The 15796-nt window shown below is 66.0% G+C and carries 13 protein-coding genes; 4 read left to right on the forward strand and 9 right to left on the reverse strand.

Translation table 11 applies throughout. The features are described 5' to 3' along the window. Positions 1-5: 5 nt before the first annotated feature. The 9 genes from U5809_RS11975 to U5809_RS12015 all read right to left on the reverse strand — a co-directional run bounded on the left by U5809_RS11975 (position 6) and on the right by U5809_RS12015 (position 11077). Positions 6-1316, reverse strand: coding sequence for a dihydrolipoamide acetyltransferase family protein (locus U5809_RS11975; protein ID WP_322086665.1), 1311 nt, complete (start codon positions 1314-1316; stop codon positions 6-8). A gap of 1 nt (position 1317) precedes the next feature. Further along, positions 1318-2358 (reverse strand): alpha-ketoacid dehydrogenase subunit beta, encoded by a 1041-nt coding sequence (locus U5809_RS11980; protein ID WP_176046947.1) that lies wholly within the window; start codon positions 2356-2358, stop codon positions 1318-1320. 2 nt (positions 2359-2360) lie between these two features. After that, the gene (locus tag U5809_RS11985) at positions 2361-3593 is read right to left on the reverse strand and encodes a 3-methyl-2-oxobutanoate dehydrogenase (2-methylpropanoyl-transferring) subunit alpha (protein ID WP_176046946.1); all 1233 of its coding nucleotides are present in this window, start codon (positions 3591-3593) and stop codon (positions 2361-2363) included. 250 nt (positions 3594-3843) lie between these two features. After that, a complete protein-coding gene (locus U5809_RS11990) occupies positions 3844-4998 on the reverse strand; it encodes a sugar diacid recognition domain-containing protein (protein ID WP_322086666.1) in 1155 nt (384 codons plus the stop codon). A gap of 58 nt (positions 4999-5056) precedes the next feature. Further along, positions 5057-6523 carry a pyruvate kinase gene (gene pyk, locus U5809_RS11995; protein ID WP_322086667.1) on the reverse strand — a complete coding sequence of 489 codons (1467 nt, stop codon included), beginning with the start codon at positions 6521-6523 and terminating at the stop codon, positions 5057-5059. A 2-nt stretch (positions 6524-6525) separates the two neighbouring features. Continuing rightward, on the reverse strand, positions 6526-7674 hold the full coding sequence (locus U5809_RS12000) for a glycerate kinase (RefSeq protein WP_322086668.1): 1149 nt from the start codon (positions 7672-7674) through the stop codon (positions 6526-6528). Between the two features lie 70 nt (positions 7675-7744). Beyond that, entirely contained in the window at positions 7745-9073 is a 1329-nt protein-coding gene (locus U5809_RS12005; protein WP_322086669.1) for an MFS transporter, read from the reverse strand. 281 nt (positions 9074-9354) lie between these two features. Further along, positions 9355-9981, reverse strand: a complete 627-nt coding sequence (locus tag U5809_RS12010) for a flavin reductase family protein (RefSeq protein ID WP_282507491.1) — start codon at positions 9979-9981, stop codon at positions 9355-9357. A gap of 196 nt (positions 9982-10177) precedes the next feature. Further along, positions 10178-11077: a LysR family transcriptional regulator gene (locus tag U5809_RS12015; RefSeq protein ID WP_322086670.1), complete on the reverse strand. Its 900-nt coding sequence runs from the start codon at positions 11075-11077 to the stop codon at positions 10178-10180. 157 nt (positions 11078-11234) lie between these two features. Between U5809_RS12015 and U5809_RS12020 the strand changes: the two genes are divergently transcribed. The 4 genes from U5809_RS12020 to U5809_RS12035 all read left to right on the forward strand — a co-directional run bounded on the left by U5809_RS12020 (position 11235) and on the right by U5809_RS12035 (position 15735). Further along, positions 11235-12356: an alkene reductase gene (locus tag U5809_RS12020; RefSeq protein WP_322086671.1), complete on the forward strand. Its 1122-nt coding sequence runs from the start codon at positions 11235-11237 to the stop codon at positions 12354-12356. Between the two features lie 76 nt (positions 12357-12432). Next, on the forward strand, positions 12433-12861 hold the full coding sequence (locus U5809_RS12025) for a DoxX family protein (protein ID WP_322086672.1): 429 nt from the start codon (positions 12433-12435) through the stop codon (positions 12859-12861). 94 nt (positions 12862-12955) lie between these two features. Further along, the gene (locus tag U5809_RS12030; RefSeq protein WP_322086673.1) at positions 12956-13960 is read left to right on the forward strand and encodes a quinone oxidoreductase family protein; all 1005 of its coding nucleotides are present in this window, start codon (positions 12956-12958) and stop codon (positions 13958-13960) included. Between the two features lie 749 nt (positions 13961-14709). Continuing rightward, positions 14710-15735 (forward strand): substrate-binding domain-containing protein, encoded by a 1026-nt coding sequence (locus U5809_RS12035; RefSeq protein ID WP_322086674.1) that lies wholly within the window; start codon positions 14710-14712, stop codon positions 15733-15735. Positions 15736-15796 lie beyond the last annotated feature (61 nt).

Below are 15796 nucleotides of genomic sequence, written 5' to 3' on the forward strand. Positions count from 1 at the left end.
CGTGCTCACTCCACGAACAGCATGGCCGGGCGTTCGAGCACCGCGCGCACGGCCTGGATGAATTCGGCAGCGTCCGCGCCATCGACGACACGATGGTCGAACGACGACGACAGGTTCATCATCTTGCGCGCGACGACCGCGCCGTCGCGGATCATCGGCCGCTCGACGATCCGGTTCACGCCGACGATGCCGACTTCCGGATAATTGATGACCGGTGTCGACACGATGCCGCCGAGCGCGCCGAGGCTCGAAATCGTGATCGTCGAACCGCTCAGCTCGTCGCGCTGCGCGCGGTTCGCGCGCACCGCATCGGCGAGCCGTGCGATCTCGGCGGAAATCGACCAGACGTCCTTCGCTTCCGCGTGACGCAGCACGGGCACCGTGAGGCCGCCGTCCGTCTGCGTCGCGACGCCCATGTGCACCGCGCCGTAGCGCGTGACGACGCCCGCTTCGTCGTCGAAGCGCGCGTTGATCTGCGGGAAATCGCGCAGCGCGATCACCATCGCGCGGATCAGCAGCGGCAGCGGCGTGAGCTTTCCACGCGTGTCGCCGTAGCGGCGGTTCAGTTCCGTGCGCAACGATTCGAGTTCGGTGACGTCGATTTCCTCGACGTAGCTGAAGTGCGGAATGCGGCGCTTCGCTTCCTGCATCTTGCGCGCGATCGCACGCCGCAAGCCGATCACCGGCACTTCGGTTTCGTCGTTACGTTCGTCGTAGCCGTGCGCATGCGACGGGCGCGCAGCACCGCTACCGGCGCCCGCATACGCATCGAGGTCCGCATGCAGGATTCGCCCTGCTTCACCGGTGCCGCGCACATAGCGCAGCTCGATACCCATGTCCCAGGCGCGCTGACGCACGGCCGGCGACGCGAGCGGCCGTTCGCCCGGCGCAAGCGCCGCACGCGGCTGGGTCGCGGATTCCTCACGACGCGGCTTCGCCGGAGCGTGACTCGCCGCCGGCCGTGCAGGCGGCTCGGCCGGCAGGTCGGCCGCCGGCTTCGACGGCGCCGACGCGACCGGTGCGGTTTTTACCTTTGTTTCCCGCACCGGTGCACCGGCCTTCAGGTTGCCGCTGCCTTCGACTTCGAGTCGGATCAGCTCGCTACCCACCGCCATCATCTCGCCGATCCGGCCGCCGAGCTCGATCACCTTGCCCGTCACCGGCGACGGAATCTCGACCGCCGCCTTGTCGGTCATCACGTCGGCGAGCGGCTGGTCTTCCTTGATCACCTGCCCGACTTCCACATGCCAGGCCACCAGCTCGACCTCGGCGATCCCTTCGCCGATATCCGGCATCTTGATGACATGAATCCCCATCTCAGGCCTCCATCACGCGTCGCAACGCTTCACCGACCCGGGTCGGGCCCGGAAAGTACGCCCATTCCTGCGCATGCGGATACGGCGTGTCCCACCCCGTCGTGCGCTCGACCGGCGCTTCGAGATGGTAGAAGCAGTGTTCCTGAACCAGCGATACGAGTTCCGCGCCATAGCCGCAGGTGCGCGTCGCCTCGTGCACCACGACGCAGCGCCCGGTCTTGCGGACGGATGCGACGATCGTGTCGAGATCGAGCGGCCACAGCGTGCGCAGGTCGATCACCTCCGCATCGATGCCCGTCTCCTCGGCCGCGGCGAGTGACACGTGCACGGTCGTGCCGTACGTCAGCACCGTCACATCGTTGCCGGGCCGCACGATGGCGGCCGTATCGAGCGGCACCGTGTAATACCCCTCGGGCACCGCGCTGGCCGGATGCTTGAGCCACGACGTGACCGGCCGTTCGTGATGGCCGTCGAACGGCCCGTTGTACAGCCGCTTCGGCTCGAGGAAGATCACCGGGTCGTCGTTCTCGATCGATGCGATCAGCAGCCCTTTCGCGTCGTACGGATTCGACGGCATCACCGTGCGCAACCCGCACACCTGCGTGAACATCGCCTCCGGGCTCTGGCTGTGCGTCTGGCCGCCGTAGATGCCGCCGCCGCACGGCATCCGGATCGTCATCGGCGCGATGAACTGGCCGGCCGAGCGATAGCGCAGCCGCGCGCCTTCCGACACGATCTGGTCGGACGCCGGGTAGAAATAGTCGGCGAACTGGATCTCGCACACGGGGCGCAGCCCGTACGCACCCATCCCGACCGCCGCGCCGACGATCCCGCCTTCGGAGATCGGTGCATCGAACACGCGCGACTTGCCGTATTTGTTCTGCAGTCCTTCGGTACAGCGGAACACGCCGCCGAAATAACCGACGTCCTGCCCGAACACGACCACGTCGCTGTCGCGCCCGAGCATCACGTCCATCGCGGAGCGCAGCGCCTGGATCATCGTCATCGGCTGCGTCGCCGTGCCTGTCTCTTGTTGCGCCATGATCATGCTCCCAGTTCCTGGCGCTGACGGCGCAGGTGCGCAGGCAGCTCCTTGTACACGTCGTCGAACATCGAGGCCGGCGACGGAATCCGGTCGTCGGCCAGCGTCCCGTATTTCTCCGCCTCCTTCTGCGCGGCGATCACCTCGGCTTCGAGTTCGGCCGTCAGCGCGTCATGCGCGCTGTCCGACCAGATGCCCTTCGCGATCAGGTGACGCTTGAAACGCTCGATCGGGTCGCCCAGCGGGAAATGGGACCAGTCGTCGCTCGGCCGGTACTTGGTCGGATCGTCCGACGTCGAATGCGCACCCGCGCGGTATGTCACCCACTCGATCAGCGTCGGGCCGAGATTGCGGCGCGCGCGTTCGGCCGCCCAGCTCGACGCCGCGTAGATCGCGAGGAAGTCGTTGCCGTCGACGCGCAGCGACGCGATCCCGCAGCCGACGCCGCGCCCGGCGAAGGTCGTGCCCTCGCCGCCCGCGATCGCCTGGAACGTCGAGATCGCCCACTGGTTGTTGACGACGTTCAGCACGACCGGTGCACGGTATACGTGCGCGAACGTGAGCGCGGTATGGAAGTCGGCCTCGGCCGTCGCGCCATCGCCGATCCACGCAGACGCGATCTTCGTGTCGCCCTTGATCGCCGACGCCATCGCCCAGCCGACCGCCTGGATGAACTGCGTCGCGAGGTTGCCCGAAATGGAGAAGAAGCCGGCTTCGCGATCCGAATACATCACCGGAAGCTGGCGCCCCTTCAGCGGGTCGCCTTCGTTCGACATCAGCTGGCAGATCATTCGCTCGAGCGACACGTCGCGCGCGATCAGGATGCTCTGCTGGCGGTAGGTCGGGAAGCACATGTCGCCGTCACGCAGCGCCATCGCGTGCGCGGTGCCGATCGCCTCTTCGCCGAGGCTCAACATGTAGAAGGAGATTTTCTTCTGGCGCTGCGCGATCATCATGCGCGCGTCGAAAATGCGGGTCTTGAGCATCGCGCGCAGCCCGGCGATCAGGTGCGCATCGTCGAGATCCGGCGCCCACGGGCCGACGGCCTTGCCGCTGTCGTCGAGCACGCGCACGAGGCTGCGGGCGAGATCGGCGGTGTCCGCCGCGGCTACGTCGATCGGCGGGCGGCGGACTGCGCCGGCCGGCGATAGATGCAGATAGGAAAAATCCGTCTTGCAGCCCGGACGCCCGGTGGGCTCCGGCACATGCAGACGCAATGGCTCTGACAGGCTCATCGTGTCGTCTCCACGCTCGATTGTGTCTCACGCTGTTTGGGAACGCGCTGCCGGTTGCCGGCACGCGCGCGGGCTGACGTGCGGATAAGCACGTCAACCTTGGAAATTTATGCCTTGCGGAGCCGGACGTCGATGTCCAAGCCGCTCGATTGCGGTGAGCAGATTTGCCATGTCGGGCAAGGAGAGACGGGAGATAGGGTCGTGAGCAGCGCGGTTCGGGCACGCGCGCCGGGCCGGCTCGCGGCCGCGGTCACTTTTCGCTGATCTGCAGCGCGATATACAGCAGGAGTCGATCGTCCATCACCGACAGATCGAGACGGGTCGCGTCGCAAACCTGTTGCAGCCGATAGTCGAGCGTATTGCGGTGGATGCCGAGCAGCGCGGCGGTCGCCCCGAGATGTCCGTCCGACGCGTACCATGCCCGCAAGGTATCGAGCAACGGGCCCGAACGCCGGCCCAACGCAAGCAGCCGCTTGGGCGGCAACTGCAATTGCTGAGCCTGCCAGCTCTGCGACATACCCGACAGCAGGACCGGCAGACTGAATTCGTAATACGAGAATGTCGTCCGCTGCGGCATGCGCTCGACGCCGACGCGCAGCGTCGTCAGCGCGCACTGGTAGGAACGCTCGAAGCCGGCGACGCCGTCCATCGCGATGCCGAGTGCCAGCTTGAACGGCTGCGTCGCCTTCTGGCCCAGGATCGTCTCGAGCGCGTCCAGCGCCTTGCGGGCGGCATCGGCCACCGCGTCGAGTTCGACCGCTCGCACATCGATCGGATCGAAGATCACGAGTTCGCGGAACGATGTCTTCGCGGTCAGCTGGTGTGGCCGCTCGTCGGCGAGCTGCGACTGCATCCGCTCGATCTGCGCCACCCCGGCCTCGGGATTCGCATCGACATCAGTGAGACGGCAGACGATCGCGACCCGCGGGAGCCCGCAGTCGATGCCGAGGCGCTGCGCCCACGCATCCAGTTCGGCGGCCGCGCCCCGGCGCTCGATCAGCTGCAGCACGAACGCCTCGCGGTGGCGCGCATTCTGGCGCAGCTCGTGCGTCAGTTGTTCGCGCTCGAGGAGCATTTCCGCGGTAATTCTCAGCAGCTCGCCAAACCGGCGAACCTCGGCCGGATCGCCGGTTACGCCGATCACCCCGCACAGCTGCCCACGCACGCTGAGTGGCAGATTGACGCCCGGCCGCACGCCGTGCAGGCGTTGTGCCATGTCCGCATCGATCTCGACCGTGCGCGCGCCGGCCAGCGCGAGCTGCGCCCCCGCGTGCAATTCGCCGACGCGCTTCGCGTCGCTGCTCGCGAGGATCGAGCCGTGCGCGTCCATGACATTGACATCGAATGGAATCACGTCGAGCGTGCGTTCCACGATCGCTGTCGCGAGGCGGGAATCGATCATCACGGCTGGCGAGTCTATCAGGAAATGACAGCCACGGCGGCAGCCCGGCGCACGGGCGCGTTCAGGCCGGCGAGCCGCCCTGAACGATTTCCGTCGGCCAGACGATGCGCATCAGGTTGGTCGAGCCGGGATGGCCGAACGGCACGCCGGCCGCGACGACGAGGGGCCGTTCACCCGTCGACAATCCTTCCTCGCGCGCCGCCGCGATGGCGATCTCGACGACGTTTTCAATCCCGACTGCCTCGGCGCCGACGCGCGAATGCACGCCCCACGCCAGCGTGAGCCGTCGCGCGACGTCGACGTGTGGCGTCAGGCTCAGGATCGCGGCCCGCGGCCGAAGGCGCGACAGCCGGAGCGCCGTGGCGCCCGACGTCGTATAGGTCACCGCTGCGTCCAGCGTCAACGTATCCGACACCGCCTCGATCGCCGCGCCGATCGCGTCGGTCGCATTCGGCGCATGCGCGGTCGCGTTCGCCTTCATGAGCTCGCGCCGCAGCGGATCGGCTTCGACGGTCGACACGATCTTCCGCATGAAAGTCACCGCATCGATCGGGTACTCGCCCGATGCCGATTCGGCCGACAGCATCACCGCGTCGGCGCCTTCGTAGACGGCCGCGGCGACGTCGGAGGCCTCGGCGCGCGTCGGCGTCGGGGACGACGTCATCGATTCGAGCATCTGCGTGGCGACGATGACCGGCTTGCCGGCCGCGCGAGCGAGGCGCACGAGCCGCTTCTGTACGCCCGGCACACCCTCGATCGACATTTCCACGCCAAGATCCCCGCGCGCCACCATCAACGCATCGGTCGCGTCGATGATGCCCGCGATGTTCGCGACGGCCTGCGGTTTCTCGATCTTGGCGACGATGTTCGCCCGCGAGCCGATCAGGCTGCGCGCGTCGCGCACGTCGTCTTCGGTCTGCACGAACGAGAACGCGACCCAATCGATGCCGAGCGACAGCCCGAACGCGAGATCGTCGCGATCCTTGCGCGACATGGCCCGTATCGCGAGCGGCGCGTCCGGCACGCTCACGCCCTTGCGATCGGAGATTGCACCGTCGACGAGCGCTTCCGTTTCGATGCGTCCCGGAGCAGCACTCCGCACCTTGAAACGGACCTTGCCATCGTCGACGAGCAGTTGATGGCCGGGCTGGACGGCCGCGAAAATCTCCGGATGCGGCAAGTGCACACGGTGCGCATCGCCCGGCGCTTCGTCGGCGTCGAAGACGAACGTCTGCCCCTTGACCACGCGCTCGCGCCCCTGGGCGAACTTGCCGACCCTGAGCTTCGGCCCCTGGAGGTCGATCAGAATGCCGATCGGCCGGCCCAGGCGAGCTTCCACCGTACGGATTGCCGTATGCCGCGCCGCATGGTCGTCGTGCGTGCCATGGCTGAAATTGAGGCGAAACACGTCGGCGCCGGCACGCGCCATCGCCTCGATGGCCGCTTCGCTCGAACTCGACGGCCCGAGCGTTGCGATGATCTTCGTCGAACGGCGCTGGCCGCCGTGTGCCCTGTTCTCGATGGACATGATTAACTCCGTTGCGCGATGCGATGACCGAGCCGAATGGCTGCGGCGATGTTGCGTGCGGCGAAGCGCACGTTGGATGCGGCCTCCTCGAATGCCTCGCCAAGCGAGCACGCGCGTCTGACCGACGCAAACATCGCGTCGACGCCATGCTGGTAGATCGCGCCCGCGGTTCCGGACACGGCGCCGCCGATCGCGATGACCGGCACGCCATGCTCGGCCGCGATCCGTGCGACGCCGATCGGCGCCTTGCCGCGCACGGTCTGGCCGTCGAGGCACCCCTCCCCCGTCACCACGAGGTGCGCGTCGCGAATCGCTTCATGCAGGCCCACGGCTTCCGTCACGATCTGCACGCCGGGACGCAGCGTCGCGTTCAGACAGGCCAGCATCGCCGCCCCCATGCCGCCCGCAGCTCCGCCACCCGGCAGCGCCGCGACCTGACGGTTCAGATCGCGCGCGATCACGTCGGCGAAATGCCGCAGGTTGTCGTCGAGATACGCAACCGTCGCCGGCGTCGCGCCCTTTTGCGGGCCAAACACCGCGGATGCGCCGTTCGGGCCGACGAGCGGGTTGTCCACATCGCACGCGATTTCGAAGCGGCATGCTGCGAGCCGCGCATCGAGCGTGGCTGTGTCGATGTGCGCGAGCGCCGCCAGTGCGCCGCCACCGCCGCCGACCTCCCGCCCGTCGGCGTCGGTCAGTTTCGCGCCGAGCGCCTGCAGCATGCCGGCACCGCCGTCGTTGGTCGCACTCCCGCCAATGCCGACGATGAATCGCCGCGCGCCGTCGTCGAGCGCCGCACGAATCAGTTCCCCGGTACCGCGGCTCGACGTGACGAGCGGGTTGCGCTCCGTCGGCGCGACGAGATGCAGGCCGCTCGCGGCCGCCATTTCGATGACGGCCGTGCCGTCGCTCAACAAGCCGTAAGCGGCGGCGACCGGTCGGCCGAGCGGGTCCTCGACCATCGCGCTGCGCAGCTCCCCGCCGACGGCGGCGATCAATGCATCCACCGTGCCCTCGCCGCCATCGGCGATCGGCAGGCACAGATACACCGCGTCGGCGAATATCTCGCGGAAGCCGGCCTCGATCTGACGGGCAACGTCGACGGCGCTCAGGCTTTCCTTGAAGGAATCGGGTGCGATAACGATTTTCATTTAGGTATCCTCATGCATTTACCGGCACGCCGGGCAGTGTCGCGCGCCGTGCGCGCGACCTGGCCCTGTGTCAACGGTTGACCTGACGGGCCGGCGTTCGCATGACGAGCACGAAGCCGACCACCATCGCGCTCGACAGCAGATAGAGCGCGATATCGGTGCGATGCGTGGCGTCCTTGATCCAGCCGACGATGTAGGGGCTCACGAAACCCGCGATCTGCCCGAGCGAATTGATGAGTGCGACACCGCCCGCCGCGGCCGTGCCGGCAAGTACCGCGGTCGGCAGCGGCCAGAACATCGCGAGCGCGGTCAGCGCGCCGGAGGTCGCGAGCGTCAGGCCGATCATCGCGGGAGCGATCTGGTCGTCGAACCGGGCGGCGATCAGCAGGCCGGCGACGCCGATTGCCATCGGCACGCTCAGATGCCAGCGCCGTTCCCGGCGCGCATCCGCCGATCGTCCAACGACGATCATCGCAATCGCCGCGAACAGGTACGGCACAGCGCTCAGCCACCCGACCATGCCGTCGTTGCCGATCCCGAGCGATTTGATGATGGTCGGCAGCCAGAAGTTGATCGCGTACACGCCCATCTGAATGCTGAAGTACACGAGACCGAACTTCCAGACCGCGACATTGCACACGATGTCGCGCACCGGCGTGGCGCTTTGCGGCTTGCCGGCGGCAGACCCGTGCGCTGCGGCGTCATCTGCCAGCGCCCGTGCAAGTGCGGCCTTCTCGCCTTCGGTCAACCACGTGGCGTCGGCGATCCGGTCCTGCAGCAGAAAGAACACGGCGACACCGAGCAGTACGGTCGGGGCACCCTGCAGCAAAAAGAGCCATTGCCAGGCGGCGAGCCCGCTCTGCCCGGCCGCGAAATGCGTCAGCATCCAGCCCGACAGCGGGCCGCCGAGCACGCCGGAAACCGGAATCGCCGACATGAAGAGCGCAATCGCACGGCCGCGACGCGCCGACGGATACCACTGCGTCAGAAAGAGCACCATGCCGGGAAAGAACCCGGCTTCGGCGATACCCGTCAGAAATCGCAGCGCGTAGAACGATTCGGGGGTCCTCACGAGCAGCAGCGACGCGGAAAGCACGCCCCACAGGCACATGATGATCGCGATCCAGATACGAGCGCCGACGCGCCTGAGCATCAGGTTGCTCGGTACACCGGCCAGCACGTAGCCGATGAAGAAAACGCCCGCGCCCAGTCCGTAGACGGTCTCGCTCATCTTGAGATCGCTGAGCATTTGCAGCTTCGCGAACCCGACGTTGACCCGGTCGAGGTAATTGAACAGATAACAGATAAAGATCAGCGGAATCACGCGTGACGTGACCTTCCGATACCCGCTGCTCAATGCGTCGGTCGCGAGCGGCGCGGTGGCGGGAGCGATGCCCATACTTGTCTCCGGATATTGGGTATTTTGATCTGCGCATGGTACGCAGTCCGGCTGGCCGACTCATCGTCAAGATGCACGATTTTTCATGAGATCGGCGACTGTTTTATGGGCAAATATCCAAAACACTGCTGACTGACGCCGCGTACCGCGGACGGCCGACGCATCCCCTCGAACGCCACGAAAACAACAGGCCCCGCGAAATTCCGAATTTCCGCGGGGCCTGTTGCTGTCCGATCGGGCGCGTCAGCGCCCGCTTGCCGATTGTCCCGGCGCACGTTGAATCATGCGTCGGGGCGAAAGAGGTCGAAACGGCTGTCGGGCGTGACGTGCACATAGGCCGACGGGCCGCCCGCGCGAAGAATGATGCCCGCGCCGAACGTGTCGAAGATGCCGTCCTTCAACAGATCCTTTCGGATATGAATGGCGACGACCTCGCCCAGTACGAGCGACGCCGGCGTTTCCACGCCATGGTGATCGCGCAGGCGAATCACGTCGGTCACCTTGCATTCGAAGTTGACGCCGCTTTCCGCGACGCGCGGCACGTCGACCAGGCGCGACGGCACGGCGGTCAGGCCGCCGAGTTCGAACTCGTCCACGTCGTACGGCACTGCGGCGCACGTCTGGTTCATCCGCTCGGCAAGTTCGCGCGTCGCGAGGTTCCAGACGAACTCGCCGGTCTCCTGCACGTTGCGCAGGCTGTCCTTTGCGGCGGTGCTCGAAAAGCCGATGATCGGCGGCCGGTAGTTGAATGCGTTGAAGAAGCTGTAGGGCGCGAGGTTGACCGTGCCGTCGCTGCCGCGGGATGAGATCCAGCCGATCGGACGCGGGCCGACGATCGCATTCAAGGGATCGTGCGGCAAGCCGTGGCCTTGCGACGGTTCGTAATAGTGATAGGTCGAGTCGGTCATGACGGGGGGCTGGCGAGAAGCAAATTGCGTTGAAGTCTATCGACGGGAGCGCCCGTGCGGATCGCGGCAAGGCGTCCGGTACGACGTGCGCGCCAGTATCACATGGCGTTGATTTCGTCGCAGCGACGTGGCAAGGGCACGGTGGGCGCCTCATGCCCCGTCGTCCGCGTTGCACCGGCGAACCCGGCATCGCGTTTCAGGTACCCAATCCGCCAAGGCCGGTCAGATAGTCGATCAGCCATTGCGTCGCGGGCCCGCAGGCACGGTCGGCTCGTCGAATCAACGATACGCCGTAGCGAAACACGTCACGATCGGACAACCGCACGACGGCCAGCCTGCCTTGCCGCAAATCATCGTCGATCAGATGTGTCGGCATGGATCCCCACCCTAGCCCTTCGAGCAACAGACGGTGCTTCGCGCCGAGGTCCGCGGTCTTCCATGTGCGGGTCGCATAGATGCCGTACGACTGCCCTTCGGTCAGTTTGCTTCTGTCGGTCAGTACAAGCTGCGTATATTCGCGCGCGTCGGACAGCGGCACGGTTCCCCGGCGCTGCGCGAGCGGATGCGTGGGCGCGGCAACCGTGACCAGCTCGATCGAGCCCATGGACGTCGCATCGATCACGTCCGGCCAGTTTTGAGCAGGCCCGCTGATGCCAAGCGAGCACCCTCCGTCGAGCACCAGCTTCATCACGCCGCCGAGCGCTTCGATCGTCAGGTTGAGCGCGACCGTGGGGAATGCTTCGGCGAACGCGCTCAATCCCTCGACGAGCTTCGTCAACGGAAACATCACGTCCACCGCCAGCGACAGTTCCGCTTCCACTCCGCCGCGCAACCCGGCGGTCTTTGCCTGAAGCTGGCCCACCAGCATGTCGAGCCGCCGCGCATCCGCCAGGACGATTTCGCCCGCAGCCGTCAACGTCGGCCGCCGCTTGCCACGTTCAAACAGCGGCACGCCAAGCAACGATTCCAGATTGGCAACCGCGTAACTGACGACCGACTGAGCGCGCTCGAGCCGCCGGGCCGCGCCGGAAAAGCTGCCGGCTTCGACCACCGCGATAAACGCGCGCAGTTGATCCAGATTGGGGCTTCGATCCATGGAAAATCAAGAAAGTTGATTTTAACGATCGATTTTAGACGATTGTTTAGATTACGACATTCTCCTAAATTCCTGCTCAGCAGCGTTCGAAGCCTGCACTCCCGGCCTTCCGGCACGTGCTTCGACGCCCACTGAACGCAACCAGGAAGATGGAATCATGACGACTCACCACTCCCCTCCGCCGCGGCCGGAAACGACCGACTCTGCGCTGTTCGAACCGCTCGATTTCGGTCGGATCATGCTCGACAACCGCATCGTGATGGCCCCGATGACGCGCAGCCGCGCCGGTGCCGGCGACGCGCCCGGTCCGGTCAATGCCCGCTATTACGCGCAACGCGCGTCGGCAGGTCTGATCGTCACGGAAGGCACGCAGATCTCGCCGCAGGGCAAAGGCTATCCGTTCACGCCGGGAATTTACAGCGACGCGCAAATTGCGGGCTGGAAGCAGGTAACCGATGCAGTGCATCGTGAAGGCGGCCGCATTTTCGTCCAGTTCGCGCACGTCGGTCGCATCGGCCATCCGGATCTGCAGACCGACGGCGCGCTGCCCGTCGCACCATCGGCGATTCGTCCGGACGGGAACGCATTCACGCCGACCGGACCAAAACCGCATCCGGTACCACGTGCGCTCGACGCAAATGAAATGCCCGGCATCGTCGAGCATTACGTGCATGCGGCGCACGCCGCGCTGGAGGCAGGCTTCGATGGTGTCGAAATCCACGCGGGGAATGGCTATCTGCTCGATCAGTTCCTGCGCGACGGGACGAACCGTCGCACGGACGAGTACGGCGGCACGATCGACCACCGTATTCGATTGCCGCTGGATGTCGTCCGGGCAGTCGGGCGTGTCGTGGGCCCCGATCGCCTGGGTGTCCGCATTTCTCCGGTCACCCCTCATTTCGGCGGCATCTCGGACAGCGATCCGCAAGCACTGTTCGAACGGTTCGCCGACCGGCTGACCGGTCTCGCGATCTACCTGCATGTCGTCGAAGGCATTCCGCAGGTGGCGCCCGATCAAGCAGCGCCATTCGACTACCGTGCATTGCGCCGTGCGTTCGGCGGGTTCTATGTCGCGAACAACGGCTACACGAAAGCACGCGCGGAACAGGCACTGCACGACGGAAATGCCGATCTCGTTTCATTCGGCTACCCGTTCATCGCGAACCCCGACTTCGTGACGCGCACCCGACAAGACCGCCCGCTCGCGCATGCGGACATGTCGACGGCATACGGCGGCGGCGAAGCCGGTTACACCGACTATCCGACGTTCGACGCGTAAGCAGGCATTCACCCGACAGATTGCAAGACACGAAACCGAATTGGCAATCCACCCACCCATTTGCTTTGGAATCCAAATGATCAAGTCAATCAACCGTGCGCTGTACCGAACGGCCGTCCGCGTTCCCGTCGTCAACATCGTGCTATCGGTGCTCGTACGGCTCCTCATCGCCGGCGTGTATCTCGGCGCGGGCATCAGCAAGATATTCAACTACGCGGGAACCCAGCAATACATGGCACACATGGGCGTATCGGGCGCGCTGCTTCCGATCGTGATCGTCGTCGAGGTCGCGGGAGGTCTCGCGCTGATCGCCGGTTTCATGACGCGTCTCGCGGCACTCGGGCTCGCGATCTTTTCGGTCATCGCCGCGGTGATCTTCCACAGCGGTGGCGATCAGACGCAGCAGACATTCTTCATGATGAATCTGTCGATGGCAGGCGGCCTGCTTGCGCTCGTCCTGAATGGCGCCGGCCGCGTCGCGCTCGATCGCGCGCAGGCGGACTGATCCATCAGGCAGCACCCAATCGCCGCGCGGCCGATCCAGGCCCGCGCGTCATTCACTCCGGGGGCGAACACCCCGTTTCAGACGAGATGCTTCCATGAGCACCATGCATGCCATCCAGATCGCGCGTGTCGGCGATCCTTCCGTCCTTCGTCAAGTCGTGATCGAGCGTCCGACACCTGCCGCCGACGAGGTCCTCGTGCGCGTCACGCGCGTCGGACTGAACTTCCCGGAAACGCTGCAACGGGCCGGCACCTACCCGGGCCAGGCCCTGGCGTTACCGGCGGTGCCCGGCTCCGAAGTCGTCGGCACCGTCGCCGCCGTGGGCGCGAATGTCCGCGACATCCGAATCGGCGAGCGTGTCGCGGCGCCACTTTTCGGCGCAATGCGTTCGACCGGCGGCTACGCCGAATACGTAACGCTCGGCGCAGCACTGATCACCGCGATTCCCGACGCGGTTTCCGACGACGATGCAGTCGCCGTGATGCTGCAAGGGCTGGTGGCCAGGATGCTGCTTCGCGAAACGCGCGTGGCCGGAAGAACGGTCGCCATTACCGCCGCGGCGGGCGGCGTCGGCTCGATGCTGATCCAGTTGGCAAGACTCGACGGCGCTCGCGCCATCGTGGGCCTCGCAGGTGCGCCGGACAAACTGCATGCCGTCACGACACTCGGCGCCGATCACGCTATCAGCTATAGCGACGAGGACTGGACCGGTCGGTTGAGCACGGTGACGCGCGGCGCCGGCCCCGACGTCGTCTTTGATTCGATCGGCGGGACGGTGGCCCGCACGCTTGCCGCCGGCCTCGCGACATTCGGACATTTCGTCAGCTACGGCGCGGCGAGCGGCCAACTACTCACGGTCGACGAATACCTGATGAACGCGCTTATCTTCGGCTGTCGCTCGCTGTCCGGCTTCGCACTGTACGCGTTCCTCACCGACGAGGTCGTGCGCCGGACGCTGGGCGAACTGTTCGGCCTGCTGGCGACCGGCGCACTGAAGCCGCTGATCGGAGGCAGCTATGCGTTCGATGCGATTGCGGACGCGCATCAAGCGCTCGAATCGGGTCGAACGACTGGCAAGCTGATACTGCGCATCGAATGATCGGGCTGCGGCCAAGCGCCATCGATGACCTTCCGCACATGCGCGAATCCAGCCGCCGTACAAACAAAAAACCCGCGAGCGCTTTATTTCTCGCGGGTTTTTGAACCGTCGTCGCATCGCCATGAAGGCGATCGTGGTGCCGGGGACCGGACTCGAACCGGCAAGCCAGTTAAGGCGGCGGATTTTCGTCACACTGCTTCTTTCAAAGCCGGCGTCGCGTGCGCGATGCCGTTCGTGCGCTGGACTATGCCTTCGCCGTCGCGCGCGGGCGTGACCGCTGCCCGTGCGCCTTAGGCGCCCCCCGTCTAGTCTCTACACCTTCCTCGCGAAAACCGCGAGGCTTGGCTCGGCGTTGCCTCGATGCGCGCATCAGGGGTTTCACCGAATTTGAAGGGTTCTGCACCGACCGTTTCCGACCGGGCACTCAATCGTTTAAGTCCGCTATGTTTACCAATTTCATCACCCCGGCAAGAGGGCGGACGCGATTCTACCATTGCTTGCGCATGCGTTCCCTTATTCCGCCGCGCCCCACGCGTCCGGCGCGTGTCATCACCACCGACACGATACATCCACCCATTTCCTCCCGCGCCGCAACATCCCCGATACAATCGAGCCCGCGTCGTCCGACGGCCCCAACCGTCTGACGTTTGTGTCGTGCTTTTTGCGAAACAAGCGTCGCTTGCGTCATCGCGAAGTCACAAACGTTTTCGATAATTTCCTCGCCGAAAACGTTTACATCGCGTTACCTCATGACCTCGACCATCAAGGATGTCGCTGCCCTCGCGGGCTTCTCGATCGCCACCGTTTCGCGCGCGATCAATGCACCGCATACCGTCAGCCCCGCCACGCTGCAAACGATCCGCACCGCGATCGATACGCTGCAGTTCCGCCCGAGCCCGCTCGGCCGGCAACTGCGCGGCGAGCGCACGCGGCTCGTCGGCGTCGTCGTGCCGACACTGTCGAACCCCGTGTTCGCCGACTGCCTGCAAGGCATCGACGAGCTCGCGACCGCGGCCGGCTTCAAGCTGATCCTGATGACGACCGAGTACGACGCGGCGCGCGAGCGCCACGCGATCGAGACGCTGCGCGAGCAGCGCGTCGAAGGGCTGATCCTCACCGTCGCCGATGCGGACACGCACCCGCTGCTCGACATGCTCGACCGCGACGGCCCGCACTATGTGCTGATGCACAACGACACGCAGCGCCGCCCGTCGGTGTCGGTCGACAACCGCAGCGCCGCGTATGACGGCGTGCGGATGCTGACCGCGCGCGGTCACCGCCGCGTGCTGATGCTGGCCGGCTCGCTCGCCGCGTCGGATCGCGCGCGTCAGCGCCATCTCGGTTATGCGCAGGCACTCGAGGAAAGCGGCGTCGCCACGCTGCCGCCGGTCGAAGTCGACTTCAACGCACCCGAGCTGCCCGATGCCGTGCTCGCGCACCTGACCGCGCACGCGACGCGCCCGACCGCCCTCTTCTGCAGCAACGACCTGCTCGCGATGGTCGTGATGCGCGGCCTGCGCCGCGCCGGCTTCTCGATCCCGGACGACCTGTCGGTGCTCGGCTTCGACGGAATCGCGATCGGCGAACTGCTCGCGCCGCCGCTCGCGAGCGTCGCGACGCCGAACCGCGACATCGGTCGCCACGCGTGGCAGCGTCTCGTCGAATGCATCGGCGGCGCGGCGATCGAACGTACATCGATGATCCTGCCGCATACGGTGCGCGACGGCGCAACGGTTGCACCGCCGGCCGCCGAGTTGCAATTGCGCAAAGCCTGAACGCAGGCCGCACGGCTACGCATACCGACAACCACACCACCCCAGCGCCGCACCCACTCGC

The organism is Burkholderia sp. BCC1999 (genome assembly GCF_905339975.1).
GTDB lineage: Bacteria > Pseudomonadota > Gammaproteobacteria > Burkholderiales > Burkholderiaceae > Burkholderia.